18 protein-coding genes are annotated in these 16880 nt (G+C 40.1%); 8 read left to right on the top strand and 10 right to left on the bottom strand.

Features of this window, described 5'->3' with window-relative positions; translation table 11 throughout:
- Window positions 1-108: 108 nt before the first annotated feature.
- The 4 genes from purL to GBI16_RS13065 all read left to right on the top strand — a co-directional run bounded on the left by purL (window position 109) and on the right by GBI16_RS13065 (window position 5542).
- Window positions 109-3945, top strand: coding sequence for a phosphoribosylformylglycinamidine synthase (gene purL, locus GBI16_RS13075; RefSeq protein WP_086208277.1), 3837 nt, complete (start codon window positions 109-111; stop codon window positions 3943-3945).
- A 223-nt stretch (window positions 3946-4168) separates the two neighbouring features.
- Window positions 4169-4297 (top strand): KGW motif small protein, encoded by a 129-nt coding sequence (locus tag GBI16_RS19055; RefSeq protein WP_004693854.1) that lies wholly within the window; start codon window positions 4169-4171, stop codon window positions 4295-4297.
- A 236-nt stretch (window positions 4298-4533) separates the two neighbouring features.
- A complete protein-coding gene (locus GBI16_RS13070) occupies window positions 4534-5226 on the top strand; it encodes a hypothetical protein (RefSeq protein ID WP_086208276.1) in 693 nt (230 codons plus the stop codon).
- Between the two features lies 1 nt (window position 5227).
- Window positions 5228-5542: an NGG1p interacting factor NIF3 gene (locus GBI16_RS13065; RefSeq protein ID WP_086208275.1), complete on the top strand. Its 315-nt coding sequence runs from the start codon at window positions 5228-5230 to the stop codon at window positions 5540-5542.
- Window positions 5543-5774: 232 nt separating this feature from the next.
- Here the strand turns inward: GBI16_RS13065 and GBI16_RS13055 are convergent, their stop codons facing one another.
- Both GBI16_RS13055 and GBI16_RS13050 read right to left on the bottom strand, forming a co-directional pair.
- Window positions 5775-6530 (bottom strand): nitroreductase family protein, encoded by a 756-nt coding sequence (locus GBI16_RS13055; RefSeq protein ID WP_086208274.1) that lies wholly within the window; start codon window positions 6528-6530, stop codon window positions 5775-5777.
- Between the two features lie 104 nt (window positions 6531-6634).
- Window positions 6635-7435, bottom strand: a complete 801-nt coding sequence (locus GBI16_RS13050) for an enoyl-CoA hydratase-related protein (RefSeq protein ID WP_086208273.1) — start codon at window positions 7433-7435, stop codon at window positions 6635-6637.
- A 104-nt stretch (window positions 7436-7539) separates the two neighbouring features.
- On the opposite strand from GBI16_RS13050, the gene GBI16_RS13045 reads away from it, so the two are divergent.
- Together GBI16_RS13045 and GBI16_RS13040 are read left to right on the top strand one after the other, a co-directional pair.
- Window positions 7540-8109 (top strand): nicotinate-nicotinamide nucleotide adenylyltransferase, encoded by a 570-nt coding sequence (locus GBI16_RS13045; protein ID WP_086208272.1) that lies wholly within the window; start codon window positions 7540-7542, stop codon window positions 8107-8109.
- Between the two features lie 43 nt (window positions 8110-8152).
- A complete protein-coding gene (locus GBI16_RS13040) occupies window positions 8153-8740 on the top strand; it encodes a YceI family protein (protein WP_086208271.1) in 588 nt (195 codons plus the stop codon).
- A 10-nt stretch (window positions 8741-8750) separates the two neighbouring features.
- Here GBI16_RS13040 and GBI16_RS13035 read toward each other — a convergent pair whose 3' ends face one another.
- Window positions 8751-9665, bottom strand: a complete 915-nt coding sequence (locus GBI16_RS13035; protein ID WP_086208270.1) for a LysR family transcriptional regulator ArgP — start codon at window positions 9663-9665, stop codon at window positions 8751-8753.
- 119 nt (window positions 9666-9784) lie between these two features.
- Between GBI16_RS13035 and GBI16_RS13030 the strand changes: the two genes are divergently transcribed.
- Window positions 9785-10384, top strand: coding sequence for a LysE/ArgO family amino acid transporter (locus GBI16_RS13030; protein ID WP_086208269.1), 600 nt, complete (start codon window positions 9785-9787; stop codon window positions 10382-10384).
- 74 nt (window positions 10385-10458) lie between these two features.
- On the opposite strand, the gene GBI16_RS13025 is transcribed toward GBI16_RS13030, so the two are convergent.
- From GBI16_RS13025 to dapD, 6 genes are all read right to left on the bottom strand, one after another.
- Window positions 10459-10917 (bottom strand): peroxiredoxin, encoded by a 459-nt coding sequence (locus tag GBI16_RS13025; protein ID WP_086208268.1) that lies wholly within the window; start codon window positions 10915-10917, stop codon window positions 10459-10461.
- Window positions 10918-10926: 9 nt separating this feature from the next.
- A complete protein-coding gene (locus tag GBI16_RS13020) occupies window positions 10927-11619 on the bottom strand; it encodes a diphthine--ammonia ligase (RefSeq protein WP_086208871.1) in 693 nt (230 codons plus the stop codon).
- A 71-nt stretch (window positions 11620-11690) separates the two neighbouring features.
- Window positions 11691-12098, bottom strand: a complete 408-nt coding sequence (locus tag GBI16_RS13015) for a hypothetical protein (RefSeq protein WP_086208267.1) — start codon at window positions 12096-12098, stop codon at window positions 11691-11693.
- Between the two features lie 16 nt (window positions 12099-12114).
- Window positions 12115-12783 (bottom strand): 7-cyano-7-deazaguanine synthase QueC, encoded by a 669-nt coding sequence (gene queC / locus GBI16_RS13010; RefSeq protein WP_086208266.1) that lies wholly within the window; start codon window positions 12781-12783, stop codon window positions 12115-12117.
- Window positions 12784-12826: 43 nt separating this feature from the next.
- Window positions 12827-13537, bottom strand: coding sequence for a 7-carboxy-7-deazaguanine synthase QueE (gene queE, locus GBI16_RS13005; RefSeq protein ID WP_086208265.1), 711 nt, complete (start codon window positions 13535-13537; stop codon window positions 12827-12829).
- Between the two features lie 99 nt (window positions 13538-13636).
- Window positions 13637-14458, bottom strand: a complete 822-nt coding sequence (dapD, locus tag GBI16_RS13000) for a 2,3,4,5-tetrahydropyridine-2,6-dicarboxylate N-succinyltransferase (protein WP_086208264.1) — start codon at window positions 14456-14458, stop codon at window positions 13637-13639.
- A 303-nt stretch (window positions 14459-14761) separates the two neighbouring features.
- Here dapD and carO point away from each other — a divergent pair, with 303 nt between their 5' ends.
- Window positions 14762-15508: an ornithine uptake porin CarO gene (carO, locus tag GBI16_RS12995; RefSeq protein ID WP_086208870.1), complete on the top strand. Its 747-nt coding sequence runs from the start codon at window positions 14762-14764 to the stop codon at window positions 15506-15508.
- A gap of 61 nt (window positions 15509-15569) precedes the next feature.
- Here the strand turns inward: carO and GBI16_RS12990 are convergent, their stop codons facing one another.
- Entirely contained in the window at window positions 15570-16772 is a 1203-nt protein-coding gene (locus GBI16_RS12990) for an outer membrane protein transport protein (RefSeq protein ID WP_086208263.1), read from the bottom strand.
- Between the last annotated feature and the right edge of the window lie 108 nt (window positions 16773-16880).

Raw genomic sequence — 16880 nt, 5'->3', positions numbered from 1 at the left:
TAAGTCGTAGACGACTAGCTGATTTTGGCAATACACAGTAGAATATGCGCTCTCTTCAAGTCACATTGAGGTAGGTTGTCTAGACCTGCCCGTGGAGCCAAAAACAGCATGTTTATCGTTGCCGGTGCACCTGCACACTCTTCTTTTAAGCAAACACAACTTTTAACACGTCTATCGTCTATCAGTTCTGTTCAATCAATAGAAAGCCAATGGGTTTACCTTTTCGACCAAGCGCTCGACGAGCAACAACAGCAATCTGCTTTGCAGCTATTAAATGATGGCGCAACCTTCCAAGTTCGCGAAGCGACAAGTGATGAAGTTCAAGTCCTTGTGACGCCACGTGTAGGTACAATCTCGCCGTGGTCATCAAAGGCAACGGATATTTTTGCTAACTGTAATACCCCGATACACCGCTTAGAACGCGGTGTTTTGTTTACTTTAAAAGGTATTTCTGAAGTATCGGATGCAGTAAAACAAGTTTTACATGACCGTATGACTGAAAGTGTGTTCAATCAAATTGAAGACGCTGCTGCATTGTTCTCTGAAACGGCTCCAAAGCCTTTAAATGCAATCGACATTTTAGGTCAGGGCAAAGATGCTTTAGTAAAAGCGAACTCTGAGTTTGGTTTTGCACTCTCTGATGAAGAAATTGATTATTTAGTTGCTGCTTTTAACAAGCTCGGTCGTAATCCACACGATATCGAACTGATGATGTTTGCTCAGGCAAACTCAGAGCACTGTCGTCATAAAATCTTTGGTTCTGAATGGACAATTGATGGTGAAAAACAGCCATTGTCATTGTTCCAAATGATTAAAAACACCTATAAAGAATCACCAACAGATGTATTGTCAGCATATAAAGACAATGCTTCAGTGATTGTTGGTTTTGATACTCAGCGTTTCTATCCGAAGAAAGATGAAGCGACTGGTCACCACGTTTATAAGTATAAGAGCCAAGCCGCTCACATCCTCATGAAAGTGGAAACGCATAACCACCCAACAGCGATTGCGCCATTTGCGGGCGCTGCGACCGGTTCAGGCGGTGAAATCCGTGATGAAGGCGCAACAGGTCGTGGTGGTAAACCAAAAGCAGGTTTAACAGGCTTTACGGTTTCAAACTTAAATATTCCGGGCTTTGAACAGCCTTGGGAAGAAAACTACGGTAAACCATCTCGTATGGCATCGCCACTTCAAATCATGATTGAGGGGCCTTTGGGCGGTGCTGCATTCAACAACGAGTTTGGTCGTCCTGCGTTAAACGGTTACTTCCGTACTTTTGAGCAAAACGTGAATGGCGATGTGAAAGGCTTCCATAAGCCAATTATGATTGCTGGTGGTTACGGTAACATCCGTCCAGACCACGTGGAAAAAGATGCGATTCAACCAGGCGATTTACTGATTGTTCTTGGTGGCCCTGCAATGCTGATCGGCCTTGGTGGCGGTGCGGCATCTTCTGTGGACAGCGGTAAACTCGGTGAAAACCTAGACTTCGCTTCTGTACAACGTGAAAACCCTGAAATGGAACGTCGTTGCCAAGAAGTGATTGATGCATGCTGGCGTATGGAAGACTTCAACCCAATCGTGTCTGTGCATGACGTGGGTGCAGGTGGTGTTTCAAATGCAATGCCTGAACTGGTGAATGACCACGAACTGGGCGCGATTCTTGATTTGCGTAAGATTCCATCGCTTGAGCCGGGCATGTCTCCAATGGAGATCTGGTCAAACGAAGCGCAAGAGCGTTATGTGTTGGCGATTCGTCCAAGTTCTTTAGAACTATTTGAATCATTATGTGCGCGTGAACGTTGTCCGTTTGCTGTTTTAGGTGAAGCAACTGAAGCGCGTCAATTGACGGTGAACGATCCATTGTTTGACAATAAAGCCGTGGATATGCCAATGCAAGTCATGCTAGGTGGCACACCTCGTATGAGCCGTTCGTATGAAACGATTGAACGTCAAGGCGATGACTTTGATGCATCTAAAGTTACAGATTTGAAAGATGCGATTTACCGTGTACTTAAAAACCCAACGGTTGCATCGAAATCATTTTTGATCACCATTGGTGACCGTTCAATTACAGGTATGGTTGCACGTGATCAGTTCGTAGGCCGTTGGCAGGTTCCTGTTGCAGATGCAGCAGTGACGACAACAAGCTTACAAGGTTACACAGGTGAAGCAATGGCGATGGGCGAACGTCCCCCCGTTGCGTTGTTAAATCCTGCGGCATCTGCGCGTTTATCAGTTGCAGAGTCGATCTCAAATATTATGTCTGCAAAAATCGACCAGATCAGTGACATTAAATTGTCTGCAAACTGGATGGCGGCGGCTGGGCAAAAAGGTGAAGACCAAGCTTTATTCGAAGGTGTAAAAGCCATCGGTATGGAAATGTGTCCTGCACTTGGTATTGCAATTCCAGTGGGTAAAGACTCATTGTCAATGCGTACCACTTGGAATGATGAAGGCGAAGACAAATCGGTGACTTCACCGATGTCAGGTGTAATCACAGCCTTTGCACCTGTAACTGATGTACGTAAAACCTTAACGCCTGAATTGAAAGACGAAGAATCAGTACTGGTTCGTATTGATCTTTCTAAAGGTCAGTTCCGTCTAGGTGGTTCGATCCTTGCTCAGGTTTATAAAGCGATTGGTTCAGTGACACCTGATGTGGATAGTTTTGATGACTTCAAAGCTTTCTTTGCATTGGTTCAAGATTGGAACAACCGTGGCTTAATTAAGGCTTACCACGACATCGGTGATGGTGGTTTGCTTGCAACTGTTGCGGAAATGATGTTTGCAGCACGTCTCGGTGTGGCTTTAGAAGATCAATCAACTGAAAGTCTATTTGCAGAAGAAATTGGTGCAGTGCTTCAAATCAGCGCATCTGATTGGGCAACACTTGCAGACGAAGTTTCGGCATCTATATTACGTGATGCAATTGCGGTGATTGGTACGGTAAACAATACCGATCAGTTGACTGTAAATGGCTTAGTGCTTGAACGTGCAGACTTGCAAGTGGCGTGGACTGAAGTGTCACATCAGATTCAACGTCTACGTGATAACGTGGAAACGGCGGATCAAGAATTTGCATTGATCACGGACAAATCACATGCAGGTATTATTGCAAAACCTACATTTGATTTGAATGAGCCAATTGAAGCACCATACATCAACGAACGTCGTCCAAACATGGTGATCTTACGTGAACAAGGCGTAAATGGTCATGTTGAAATGGCTGCGGCATTCGACAAAGTTGGTTTTAACACTGTAGATGTGCACATGAGCGACTTACTTGCAGGTCGTATCAGCCTAGATGACTTTGAAGGTCTTGTGGCATGTGGTGGTTTCTCTTACGGTGACGTTATGGGTGCTGGTGGTGGCTGGGCGAAATCAGTTTTGTTCAACCCGAAACTTCGCGACCAATTTGAAAAATTCTTCAACCGTGACGAAACGTTCTCTCTTGGTATTTGTAACGGCTGTCAAATGTTGTCGCAATTGGCGCCACTGATTCCGGGTGCTGAAGCTTGGCCGCGTTTCCACCGCAACACTTCTGAGATGTTTGAAGCACGTGCAGTTAACGTTCGTGTTGAAAAATCGAACTCTGTATTGTTAGAAGGTATGGAAGGTTCAATCCTACCGATCGCTGTGGCACATGGTGAAGGTCGTGTGGTGACAAGCGCGGATAACTTGGCTGCATTAAATGCAGGTCATCAAGTGATCTTGCGTTATGTTGATAGTCAAGGGAATCCAACTCAGCACTATCCAATGAACCCGAATGGTTCACCAGAAGCGATTTCAGGTGTCACATCGAAAGATGGTCGTGCAACGATTATGATGCCACACCCTGAACGTAACTTCCGTGCTGTACAGCATTCATGGAAACCTGAAGAGTGGACTGAAGACGGTGCATGGTTACGTATGTTCCGCAATGCACGTAAGTTCATTGGTTAATCTGAAGTCAGTGTTTTAAAAGCCACCTTCGGGTGGCTTTTTTATTGAATCATCTTTTTTGTTTTTTAATTTTTTATTTCTCCCGCTGATGTTGGTTTAGATTTTGCTTTTATATTTGTGTGAAAGTGATATTGTGTAATAAATGCACAAATATCATGCAAAATAGAAGAAAGATGGATTACTAAACAATTTCAGTATCAACACTCATGTATGAGGTGATGACATGATTAAAACAGTTACATACGAAGCAGTCGATAAGTCTGCGTTGCGTAAAAAAGGATGGAAGTTGTTTGCTGTGATTTTGAGCTTGCAATTGATCTTTTTGATTTTGGGTTATGCGTTGCAGATGTAATTTAGAGAATGAAGAAACCGCCGTGAGGCGGTTTTTTTAATAGAAGGATATTACTTTTGAAACATAAAGAATCTATTTCTGTAAGGGAATAGAAATACTTAGTCAGGCTGATGGAGCGGTTTTGCTTGACAGTCTGACGGGTGACATCTATGTCGCTAGTTATGTGATCAAATATTATTAATTATTTTTTTTCTTTTGATATCATGGTTTGGCTATAAAACTTTATGAGATAAAAATTGAAAGATAAAAAGAGTAAATCAAAGGTTAATACTATTTTTGGAATTCTTGTTGGTTTGGTCGGAATAGTCTGTGGTTTATGGCTTTTGATCTTTTTCGAAAAAAAAATAACTGGTTCAGAATTTGTAGCTTTAGTACTTGGTTTTTCAGTGATTGGACTAATTATAGCTTTTGCTTCAGAAGTTCAGGAATTTTCGATTGCAGGAAATAGCGTTAAATTAAAAGAGTTACGATTGGAAGCTGAAAGAAAAATTGAAGAATTAGACAAGGCTAAGACAGAATTATTTAGATTAATGCTCCCTCAGGTTTTACAAGGCTCTCAAAAGACTTTGAATAAAATTGATCCTAGGATAGTGAGTTTTCTTAATATTTTTGATCAAATAAAAAGTCTTGAAATAGTAAATGAACTTAGATGTGAAATTGAACATGTGTTACATGTTTTATTAATTTGTCAGTATGGAAAGTTAAAAGTAATACATCAACGTGCTAAAACAACTGAAAATAGTTTTGATGAGCTAGATTCTCCAACATCGCTATTTGTATCTCTAAATGATGAAAAAGTGGTTCAATTTATGAAATATAATAATCAATATCAAGATAGTCATGTTGCAAAAGGAGATTTAGTTGATGGAATACATGCTTATGCAAAACTTTATGCTATAAAACTTAAACTTGATAAGTTAGTAAACTGAAATGCTCAAACTCATCTACTATGTTCCTGAATCTCACCTTGAAACCACAAAACTTGCGATTTTTGAAGCAGGGGCAGGTGGCATAGGAAACTATGAACACTGTGCTTGGCAGGTTCTAGGTACAGGCCAGTTTAAACCTGTAAAAGGCGCAAATCCGTTTATAGGTGAGTTGGATGCTTTGGAGAAAATTCCAGAGTGGCGGGTGGAAACCATTGTTCCAGAGGAAAAGGCATCTGCTGTGGCAAAGGCTTTAAAATTTAGTCATCCCTATGAAGAACCCGCTTTTGAGTTTATTCAGATGGTCGATGTACTTTAATGATGAACCTAAAAATATATTTGATACACGTTAACGGCATTCGCAACTGTTTGAGGCAGGACTTAATTTATCAGATAAAGTTTCTGCGACTAAATTGATAAACGACGGAATAGAACGAGTTTTGCGAATGACAATGGTTTTGTCTACTTTTCCCGAAAGAAAAGTAGGTCGAACCGAAGGTTAATCCTGAAATTAAAACTTTAATGAAAAGATTCCATTGAGAAAACTAATCTTAAACCTTCTGAATAAATAACTCACGATCAAAACGATACTGCGGGAAAAACACCCCGTCGGTCGCACGCTCACCTGCACCAATCACCATCACAGGATATTGCTGCTCGTTTAGATTCAAAATTTTACGAACCAAAGGCTCATCAAAACCTTCCATCATACAACTATCAAAACCATAGGCACGTAAAGCTAGGACAAGGTTTTCACAAGCCAAAGCTGTGGTTTTACTTGCCCAAAGTTTTGTATCTGCTTGGTTAAATGTGGTTACGGGTAGTTGTTTGTCTAAGCTACGTGCGATTTTGAAAGCAACTTTCTTAAAGTTACCTAACGCATTTAAGTAACCTGTTTTATAGTTATAAGGAATAAACTTGTAATATTTGAGTACACTTGCAGGGGCTTCAGGGAAAGGGAACTCTGTAATGTTACGTTTTGCCATTTCATCATTACGGTCAGTACGTGCGACACACACGATCAGTTCTGACGCTGTTTTTGCTGCAAGCTGATTTAGGCAAGCTTTAACCAATAGTTTCTTTTTCGTTGGATTTTGCACCACATAAAAAGTCCAAGGCTGTAAGTTGGATGAATTTGGTGCAAGTAGTGCCAAATCTAAACAGTCATCAAGCACTTCGGCTGGAATGGTCTTATCCGTAAATTTACGAACAGAACGGCGACTTTGAATGACTTTTTTAAAATTCTCAACATCAATGTCTTGTGGCGCGGGCTCAAAATAGCGTTTTTTTTCTGTAGTGTTTGACATAAGAAGTATTTCCAGATTGGGTTTTAAAATATGTTGGGACTAAAAGTAAAAAAACCACTGCGTTTTAATAAACGTAGTGGTTTTGTCAGTCAAGCTATAAAGCCTTAATTGAACTGGGAAAAATCAGGTTTACGTTTTTGCATAAATGCTGCTACAGCTTCCATCATTTCAGGCGAACCAACGCGATCCATGAAAATCTCAGCTTCATGATCAATCCAAGCTACAATTTCATTCACATTATGTTTCATCAGGCCTTTAGACTTAACCAAGGATGCTAAAGGTAAAGCAGACAATTGTGCTGCTTTTTTAGCGGCTACTGCATATACATCATCTTCAATACTGTTCACAATATTTGCAGCAACTGCAGTTGCACTGTCAAACTTCTGAGCGGTCAGCAGTAATTCTGCTGCTTTGTGGTAGCCCGCTTGTTCAACCAATAATTTGCTTGAAGCACCTTCAGGTGATAAGCCAAGGCTGACAAATGGAATTTGGAATAGGGCAGTGTTGTCGCTATACACCAAGTCACAATGTAATAAGATCGTTACCCCAATACCAATCGCCACGCCACGTACAGCAGCAATCAATGGTTTAGAAAACTTCGCTGCAGATTTGAGTAAAATAAATGGAGGGCCTTCAGATGCTGGTGCTTGGCCTTTTTGAGCCGCAGATTTCATAAAGTCTTGCATGTCGTTGCCTGCGGTAAAGTCTGCATCTTCACCACGTAGAATCACGGTACGAACGCTATTGTCCTGATCTGCTTCATCTAAAGCTTTTGCAATCCACAAATAAAGTTCGCTATACAATGCATTTTTTGCTTCAGGACGATTAATGGCTAATGTCAGTACACCATTATCTAATTTTGCATTCAAATGTTGATGAGGTTGTTGAATACAGCTCAGTGTCATCGTACTATCCTTGCTTGAAAGTCTGATTTAATTTTATGGGTTCATTATGTCGCATAATTTTATGATCGACATAACTGACCAGTTCATAAAAAAGTAAAAGATTTATGCCATACACATTTGATTATCTCGTATTCATTGGTCGTTTCCAGCCATTTCACTTGGCACATATGCAAACCATCAAGATTGCTTTGGAGCAAAGTGAAAATGTCATTTTGGCTTTAGGTTCTGCACAAAATGAACGAAATACGAAAAATCCATTCTTAGCAGCTGAACGTGAAGAAATGATTTTATCTAACTTTTCAGAAGCGCATCAAAAACGGATTCACTTTGTACATGTAATTGACGTTTATAATGATATTAAATGGGTGCAACTGGTAAAAAAATTAGTGAATCATGTAGTCACACCTGATGCTAAAGTTGGACTCATTGGCCATTTTAAAGACGATTCATCATATTATTTACAGCTTTTTCCAGAGTGGGAAATGGTAGAGCTCGATAGCCTGCAAGATGCGATGTCTGCTACACCTGTTCGTGAAGCTTACTATCGTGGGGAAATTTTAGAACAAGCGTTTCCTTTAGGGACGAGTGATTTTTTACATAAATTCCAACAAAGTGAAATTTATAAACAGTTGCAACACAAATTTTTAACTCAGGACACATCCAATTTAGACTAAGGTTCTCAGTCGAATAAAAATATTTCAACGAGGACCAACTGCAATGGATAGAAAACAACAGACGATATCTAATACTGTCATTAAAAATACCTTGATGATTGCAGGTGTTATATTTGCCTGTAGTACACACGCGCAAGCTCAAGCTTGGACGTTGACACCACAAAGCAATGTAGGCTTTGAAATTAAATCCTTAGGTGTGACTGTAGTAAAAGCCAAGTTCAATCGTGTGCAATCCAGCATGCAGTTTGATGCCAAAGCACCACAGCATGCTTCGACAAATTTTGTTATGGATGTAAATAGCCTAAGCTTGAGCAAGCCTTCATTGAAAAATATGATTTTGGGTGAAGATTTGTTTTATGCATCCAAATACAAAACAGCCACGTTCAAAAGCACCAGTTTTAAAGATTTGGGTGGGGGAAAATATAATATTGCTGGGAATTTAACACTTCGCGGCATCACCAAACCTGTCACATTTAGTACCACGCTAAAACCGAGTGCAAATACTGCTAATTTGTTGGACGTTCAATCATCAGCCATGATTAACCGCAGTGATTTCGGTATGAAAAAAGCGATTGGTGGTGTAGGTGAAAAAGTGAATATTCAACTGTCAGGCCAGTGGAAAGTGCAATAGCTTGCGTGGCTTAGAATTCTGAGTTAACTTTTTGCTCATTCATCTCTGCGTGTGCTTTTTTCACCAAGATATCTGTCAGCACATTTAATTGCACCGACTGCTGTTTCCAATGGTGCCAATACAAAGGTTGATCAATATTGAGCTGAGGATCCACTTCAATCAATGAGCCTGCTTCCAAACAAGACTTGGCTTGATAGTAGGGTAACCAGCCATAGCCGAGCCCTAAGGTAATCGCATCGAAAAATGCACTGGAAGATGGAATAAAGTGATGCGGATATTGAGTTGGATTAAGTCCGAATTTTTGTTGGATATAGGCCGTATGCAGCACATCTTTTGCATTAAAGATTAGGGCAGGAGCAGCACGTAATGATTCTCGGTTTACACCTTGGTCAAACCATTGATGTGTAAAAGTAGGTGTTGCAACAAAACGGTAGTTCATATCCCCAAGATATTCGGCTACGCAGCCTTTCATGGCTTGAGATTCATCCGTCACGCAGGCATTCACTAAACCAGCTTCAAGTAAATGGTGAGTTTGTGATTGGTCATCGACCTGAAAATGTACCACAATCTTTTCATCAATCAATGTTGGCTGTAACACGGGTAAAAGCCATGTGGCTAAAGAGTCGGCATTGGTTGCAATGTTGATCTGATAAAAAGCAGAGGTGTTTATATGACCAGTAAGGTTCTGAATGAAGCTTTGCTCTAGCAGACGACTATGCTGCAAGTAATGTAACAGCGATTGTCCAGCTTGGGTGGGACGGCAGGGTCTTTCTCGTACAATCAATAAATGTCCCAAACTTTTTTCTAGGCTTTGTACACGTAAAGTGACGGCAGAAGCGGTAATGCATAAGTGTTCGGCAGCAAGGTCAAAACTTCCTGTTTCTGCTACTGCTAAAAATGCATCACACTGTTTATGATTGAGCATAATCGAGACTCACTTAAAACTAAAAATATTTTAGTTATATTGATATTTTCTAAATAATACTTAATTTAATCAAAAATGAAAGATAATCCTGACATTATCAATTAAGTTGAAAAGTCAAAATGTTAAGTACATATATGCAAGGGCTTGCAGTCGGGATGAGTCTTATTATTGCTATTGGTGCGCAAAATGCATTTGTGCTGAAACAAGGCCTCAAAAAGCAGTTTGTTTTTTGGGTATGTTTTGTTTGTGCATTATCAGATTCGATTTTAATTGTATTGGGTGTATCTGGCTTTTCAAAAGTGCTTCAGCACTATCCTGAAATTATTCAGTTTGCCAAATGGGCAGGGGCGCTTTTTTTATTTTGTTATGGATTTCAACATTTACTACGGGCCTTCAAATCACAGCAGGGCTTGGAAGCAAGTGCCATTGAAAAGCATCAGCTGTTAAATATTATTTTGCTGTGTTTAGCGCTGACTTGGCTTAATCCGCATGTGTACTTAGATACAGTTATTTTACTGGGTTCAATTTCAACACAGTTTGAGCAACCTGCGTACTTTGCCCTAGGGGCAGTGTGTGCGTCTTGGTTATTCTTTTTTGCTTTGGGCTATGGTGCTCGTATGCTTACTCCCATTTTTTCAAATCCGAAAGCGTGGAATGTCCTCGATGCGATCATTGCACTGGTGATGTGGGGGATCGCTATTTCACTGCTTGTGAAATAAAAAGCATGTACAATAAAATCTATGAAATAAAAAAATCACACAGAACAAAGCCCGCATCTGCGGGCTGATGTGAATTAAGCTTGTAATGCTTTTAAGTCTTCTAAAACTTGTTCCGCATGCCCCGCGGCTTTCACCTTACGATATTCTTTCACCAGTTTGCCGTTATGAAAAATAAACGTTGAGCGCTCAATGCCCATCACTTTTTTACCATACATATTTTTTTCTTTAATCACATCAAAGTGTTTACACAGCACTTCTTCTTTGTCGCTAATTAAATTAATGGTTAAAGCCTGCTTTTCTGTAAAATTCTGATGCGCTTTAACCGAGTCACGTGAAATACCAATAATTGTGGTTTGCAGGGCATCAAACTGATCTTTTAAACATGAAAAACCAACGGCTTGAGTTGTGCAACCAGGTGTTGAATCTTTCGGGTAAAAATACACAATCAGCCATTCAGTCGGTACTTCAGTTAAGTTTACGTTGCCTGTTGTCGCTGGAAAGTTCTGATTTGGAAGTTGGATCGTATCAGTCATGTTCTATCCTTAAATGTCGCGCTGTTCTAATTCAAGTGGTAAAAAGGCATAATTTTCGTGATACAGAATATCACCTTTAACGACTGAAAGTGGATGTTTGAAAATTGGGCCATCAATCACCGTGGTGTGGAATTCACCCGCTTCGCCGCAAGGGTCAATGCCTCTTGCAACCAATGCATCAATATATTTAAGGCTAAGCGCTTGACCTAAATCCTCAATTTTCATCCCTAAATTTAAGTTGACTGTAACGATGATACTTTGAAAACCGAGTCGAATAAACTCATGCACAATGTCTAAACGTGGGCGTTGCCACAGTGGCATACATAAACTGAGCTCAGTTTTATCGCAAACGGATTGATTCCATTCGGCATGTGCCATTAAATCAATATCACCTGTGACTAAGGTTTCTGCACCTAAACTTTGAGCTTTTTGTAGCAGTTGAATGAACTGGTTCTCATAGTCTTGCCACGTTGCAGAGGCACTGTAGATGGGAAGCCCAATTGCTTTTGCCTGCGCATGAATAATATCGAGTGACATCCCGTGTGAGCGTGACTTTTGGCCTTGCTCTTCTAACATGACAATCAATGCAATAGCTTCACCCATTTGTATGGCTTTGTATAAAGCCAGACTACTGTCTTTACCACCACTGTAAGAAGCAACAAATTTGCGGTCTTGTACGTTTGTATTCCATTCAACAAGCATATTTAAATATTCTATCTTTTGAAGCATATAAAAAAGCCTGCATAGAGCAGGCTTCATTCACATATTGTGAATTATTTTTTCGGAGCAGCTTTCATTGCTTCTTCAGTTAAAGACTTTAATTTGCCTGTTAACTGTGGACCGAAACATGTTTGAAGGTCTTTATTTTGTTTTTGTACAAAAGCTAAAGTAGATGGGCTTTTCTTTTGATTAATTGCACTTTGGATTTCCCATTTTTGTGCATTGGTCAATTTACCATCTGCTTCAACTGCACAAGTACAGTATTTGCTTACTTCCGCTGCGCTAAGCTTTTTGCTTTTCCCAGTTTCTTCTTTACAAACATTGATCAATGCAGATTTTACATTGGTGCTTTTATACGCTTCTTGTAGTTTGTTCGATTCAGCAGCATGTGAAGCTGTTGCGAACAATGCAGCTGCAGACACCAATGTAGAAAGCAAAATGTTTGATTTTAAATTTTTCATAAACTGTACCTTGTTATTACGGTATATAACGTGTCGGATCTTCTACGCCAGCATCTGCAAAACCTTCTTTACGAAGACGGCAACTGTCGCATTTCCCACATGCACGTCCTTGGTCATCTGCTTGGTAGCAAGACACCGTTTGACTATAGTCTACGCCATGTTCTATACCTAAGCGAATGATATTTGCTTTGGATAAATGTAACAGAGGTGTTTCAAATTTAAGAGGTTTTCCTTCAACGCCAACCTTGGTTGCAAGGCGAGCCATATTGGCAAATGCCTCAATAAATTCAGGGCGACAGTCTGGATACCCTGAATAATCAACAGCATTAATACCAATCACAATGGCTTCAGCATCTAAAACTTCTGCTGCTGCTAATGCATAAGACAAGAAAATTGTGTTACGTGCTGGAACATAAGTTACAGGAATACCGACTTGTTCATGATCTGGAACATCAATGCTATGGTCTGTTAACGCAGAACCGCCTAAATTACCTAAGTCGATATTAATAACACGATGTTCTACACCTGCTTTTTTCGTCAGTTCACGTGCAGCGTCCAGCTCGGTAGTTGAGCGTTGACCATACATAAAGCTGAGCGCTGTACAGTCATACTGTGCTTGCGCCCATGCTAAACAAGTTGTTGAGTCTAAACCGCCAGATAACAAAACTATGGCACGAGGGCGCATACAAATTTCTCCAAATATAAATTAAAGATGAATAGGCAATGCATTAACGACCAGTTTCGTCATTCCAAAGCAACTTGTGGAGTTGGAGTTGGAAGCAAACAGGGAGATGGTCTTCTAATATCCATTGCGCTAAGTCACGCGCAAGTTGAGGTAAACGAGCAGCACCTTTCTCAACTGCAAAAGCAGGAGAGAACCATACTGTGCTGACTTTTTCATTGAGTTTATAGTCTTCAACTTGCTGTTTTGACCATTCATAATCCTCACGGTTACAAATCACAAACTTGATTTGGTCGTGTTGGGTTAGATGGTCCAGATTCGAAAGCAAATTTCGTGCAACTTCACCTGAAGTTGGGGTTTTTAAATCTAATACTTTTGAAACACGTGGGTCAACCTTAGACACATCTAAAGCACCACTGGTCTCTAAAGAAACTTCACAGCCAAGATCTGCAAGACGTTGCATTAGAGGCAAGGCATTGGGCTGTGCAAGGGGTTCACCACCTGTCACGCAGACATAAGGGGTTTTAAAACCAAGCGTGGTTTGAATAATCTGATCTAAAGATTGGCGCTCACCACCTTCAAATGAATAAGTGGTATCACAATAGGTACAACGAAGCGGGCAACCTGTTAAACGAATAAAAACTGTTGGAAGTCCAGAGGTATTGGCTTCGCCTTGCAAAGAATAAAAGATCTCCGTGATACGTAGACCCGCAGAAGGGTCAGAAACAGGGATAGCAGAAGATCGAAGCGTATTCATAGCAAAATTAAACCACAGGTTAGAAAAACAAAAATCTCTACGGCTAGTCTTAACCGTAGAGATGAGGAACTTTAGCTCCGCAACAAGATGAATAAAAGTTTATTCGTCGCGTAATAAATCGTTCAAGCTCGTTTTAGAACGCGTTTGCGCATCTACTTTTTTCACGATGATTGCAGCATATAGACTGTAAGTACCGCACTTAGAAGGTAAGCTACCTGCAACGACAACAGAACCTGCTGGTACACGGCCGTAGTGAATTTCGCCAGTTGCACGGTCATAAATCTTAGTCGATTGACCAATGAATACGCCCATAGAAATCACAGAACCTTCTTCTACAATCACACCTTCTACAATTTCAGAACGTGCGCCGATGAAGCAGTTGTCTTCAATAATTGTTGGGTTCGCTTGAAGTGGCTCAAGAACACCACCAATACCTACACCACCAGATAAGTGAACGTTTTTACCAATTTGAGCACATGAACCAACAGTTGCCCATGTGTCAACCATTGTACCTTCATCTACATAAGCACCAATGTTCACATAAGAAGGCATTAACACTACGTTTTTCGCTTGGAAAGAACCTTTACGCGCAACTGCTGGCGGAACAACACGAACGCCTGCTGTTTTAAATTGTTCTTCAGTCCAACCTGTAAATTTAGTATCTACTTTGTCGTAGAATTGAAGGTCACATGACTCAATTGGTTTGTTGTCATTTAGTTTGAATGATAAAAGCACGGCTTTTTTCACCCATTGATGAACAACCCACTCGCCATCAATTTTTTCAGCAACACGTAATGTCCCGTTATCTAAACCAGCAATGACTTCTTCAACTGCTGCACGAACTTCAGCAGAACAGTCCGCTGCTGTAAAATTCGCACGGTCTTCAAACGCTTGTTCAATAATTGTTGAAAGCTGAGACATGATCTTCCTTCCAGAAAAAAAATTTTCCTGATTTTACACTAAATTGTGCGGAGAATAGATGAAAAAACAGCATAGGATCGGAAATAATAATGAATGATTGGGAATAAGGCACTTATGCTAGTTGGGTTTGAAAAATTAAGTAAATAAATGTTATTTACAACAACAATAAAGCTTAAAATGTATCAAAAAATAACAAAAACTGAGCAAATCTCGAATAAAAAACAGTCTGGGGCTGTTTTAAGATGGGCTCATCAAAAAATGGTAAATGATGTAAAAAATCTTTATTTTTTAGAGGAGAAAAACATGAAATCATTACGTTTAATTGCAATCGCAACTGCAATGTCAGCGGTTGCAGGTACAGCTTTTGCTGATGATGCTGTCGTAAAAGATGGCTATGCTTTTGACCAAAATAAACTCATTCCTACAGGCGTCCGTGCTGAAGTGGGTACAACAGGCTACGGCGGTGCTTTATTGTGGACAGCAAACCCATACGTGGGTTTAGCTTTAGGTTATAACGGTGGTGATATTTCATGGTCTGATGATTTGTCTATCGACGGCACAAAATACGACATGGATATGGATAACAGCCTTGCATATTTAAATGCTGAAATTCGTCCGTGGGGTGCAAGTACAAACCGATGGGCTCAAGGCGTATATGTTGCTGCTGGTGTAGGTTATATTGATAATGATTATGCCTTAACCAAACGTCTGAACAACTCAAACGATACAATTAAGATTGATGGTCAGAATTTTTATGCGCCATCAGGTAGTGGTTCTGTAGATGGTTCTTTATCATATAAAAATGATATTGCTCCATATCTAGGTTTTGGTTTAGCTCCTAAGATTAATCAAAACTGGGGTGTATTTGGTGAAGTTGGTGCTTACTACACTGGTAATCCATCTGTGGATTTGAACTCGACTGGTTTGGTTGAAGTGGGTGGTTCGACTTCAGGTCAAACAGCTGCAGATAATGAAGCACGCAAGATTGCCAATGATGATAAATATAAATGGCTTCCAGTTGCAAAATTGGGTGTCAGTTACCACTGGTAATTCAAGACATAAAAAAACGAGCCAAGGCTCGTTTTTTTATGTCTAGTTATTTTGTCTCATTTTAAAAATGATGGGCAAAACGAATACCAAAGGCCCATGCATCATTATCATTGAGTGCTGAAAGCCCTGTTATACTTTCAAATGGATTTGAATCATTGGGCGCTTTTGGGGTATCGAAATGAAAATAATAAAGACCCATTGCAATATTCAATTCAGGTCGCAATTTGTACATGCCGGCAAGCCCAATTCCTTTATAGCCATCACTTGGATTAAGCGTAGATGCAGGGTTATTGGTACCAGAGTCCCACAGTAACTCTAATGCACTGATCCATTTCTCATTCCATAAATGTGCAAGCCCGAGTTTTGTAGACCATTGATCTTCTTTATAGCTAATCAGTTTGATATCTTTTACTTCAGGGTAGAATATTGCAGCATAATCAATGACAGCTTCAAATTTGGGGGGATGAATGACGAATTCTTCCCAATTGACCCATCTCACACTCCCGTACAAAAGATTCTGATAGGGTAGCCCTGTCATAAAATCAAAATTGACTGATTGGGGCGTTTTTATATGTGTTGTATCGGGTGTGCTAACACCAATTTTGATAGACTCGGTTGTGCTGAGTTGATGTTTGATGGGGGAGCGATAAGTCAAAGATGTTCTAAAATGATACTCTGGCATCTGATAACTTATACCTGTTAACCAGCCCAGACCCTCATCTTTTTTAAAATCGGCATCATAACCATCAAACACAGAATATGTTTTGCCTTTCATGTTTAAAGAACCTTCAAGACTTTGATAGCTTAGTCCTCCATAAACATCCCAATTGGGCATGATTTGATAGCCTAAAAGTGTAGTTAGGTTATGGCTCTTAAAATTTATACTGGCTGCTTCGATTTCATGTTTTTCTCCATAGATGATTGGACGGTAACGATAGTCGATATCTACAGCAAAAGGTTGGTCATAAATGATTGCAAATTTGACTTGAGGGTTGAGTTCTAATTTTAATGCAGCCCCCATCATTACTTGTTTATTACTAAAATTTCCTGTTGAAAAGTCAGTTACACCAAATTGTTGTAATGCCTCACTATGCTGAACTTGGCCAGAAACTTGTGGCTGGATGTAGGCAAGAGAAAACTCAGCATAATTTTTAGGTTCAAAAAAAGGTTGTATGGTTTGACCTGACAGTTCAAAAGCAGCAGCAAAGCATAATTTTGAGGAATATAAACAGAGTAAAGGGAAGCTCAATAGTTTCTTTTTCATTGTTTGAGCTCATTAGTTTTTTTATCAAGCGATTAAATCATATACTATATTTACTTGAAATGTACGCGTTTAGCGGAAAAAAAGAGGCTCGTTAGCACTGCTATCCCA

The organism is Acinetobacter sp. TUM15064 (genome assembly GCF_008980265.1).
Taxonomy (GTDB): Bacteria; Pseudomonadota; Gammaproteobacteria; order Pseudomonadales; family Moraxellaceae; genus Acinetobacter.
The sequence above is the reverse complement of the archived record's forward strand: the minus strand, read 5'-3'. Positions and strand labels throughout refer to the sequence as shown.

What these genes read in the sequence shown, in the direction of transcription:
- dapD (WP_086208264.1), bottom strand. Translation starts at nt 14,458, where the DNA reads ATGTCTCAGCTTTCAACAATTATTGAACAAGCGTTTGAAGACCGTGCG.
- GBI16_RS13040 (WP_086208271.1), top strand. Translation starts at nt 8,153, where the DNA reads ATGGATAGAAAACAACAGACGATATCTAATACTGTCATTAAAAATACC.
- GBI16_RS13035 (WP_086208270.1), bottom strand. Translation starts at nt 9,665, where the DNA reads ATGCTCAATCATAAACAGTGTGATGCATTTTTAGCAGTAGCAGAAACA.
- GBI16_RS12990 (WP_086208263.1), bottom strand. Translation starts at nt 16,772, where the DNA reads ATGAAAAAGAAACTATTGAGCTTCCCTTTACTCTGTTTATATTCCTCA.
- GBI16_RS19055 (WP_004693854.1), top strand. Translation starts at nt 4,169, where the DNA reads ATGATTAAAACAGTTACATACGAAGCAGTCGATAAGTCTGCGTTGCGT.
- GBI16_RS13050 (WP_086208273.1), bottom strand. Translation starts at nt 7,435, where the DNA reads ATGACACTGAGCTGTATTCAACAACCTCATCAACATTTGAATGCAAAA.
- GBI16_RS13045 (WP_086208272.1), top strand. Translation starts at nt 7,540, where the DNA reads ATGCCATACACATTTGATTATCTCGTATTCATTGGTCGTTTCCAGCCA.
- carO (WP_086208870.1), top strand. Translation starts at nt 14,762, where the DNA reads ATGAAATCATTACGTTTAATTGCAATCGCAACTGCAATGTCAGCGGTT.
- GBI16_RS13015 (WP_086208267.1), bottom strand. Translation starts at nt 12,098, where the DNA reads ATGAAAAATTTAAAATCAAACATTTTGCTTTCTACATTGGTGTCTGCA.
- purL (WP_086208277.1), top strand. Translation starts at nt 109, where the DNA reads ATGTTTATCGTTGCCGGTGCACCTGCACACTCTTCTTTTAAGCAAACA.
- GBI16_RS13055 (WP_086208274.1), bottom strand. Translation starts at nt 6,530, where the DNA reads ATGTCAAACACTACAGAAAAAAAACGCTATTTTGAGCCCGCGCCACAA.
- GBI16_RS13030 (WP_086208269.1), top strand. Translation starts at nt 9,785, where the DNA reads ATGTTAAGTACATATATGCAAGGGCTTGCAGTCGGGATGAGTCTTATT.
- queC (WP_086208266.1), bottom strand. Translation starts at nt 12,783, where the DNA reads ATGCGCCCTCGTGCCATAGTTTTGTTATCTGGCGGTTTAGACTCAACA.
- GBI16_RS13065 (WP_086208275.1), top strand. Translation starts at nt 5,228, where the DNA reads ATGCTCAAACTCATCTACTATGTTCCTGAATCTCACCTTGAAACCACA.
- GBI16_RS13025 (WP_086208268.1), bottom strand. Translation starts at nt 10,917, where the DNA reads ATGACTGATACGATCCAACTTCCAAATCAGAACTTTCCAGCGACAACA.
- GBI16_RS13020 (WP_086208871.1), bottom strand. Translation starts at nt 11,619, where the DNA reads ATGCTTGTTGAATGGAATACAAACGTACAAGACCGCAAATTTGTTGCT.
- queE (WP_086208265.1), bottom strand. Translation starts at nt 13,537, where the DNA reads ATGAATACGCTTCGATCTTCTGCTATCCCTGTTTCTGACCCTTCTGCG.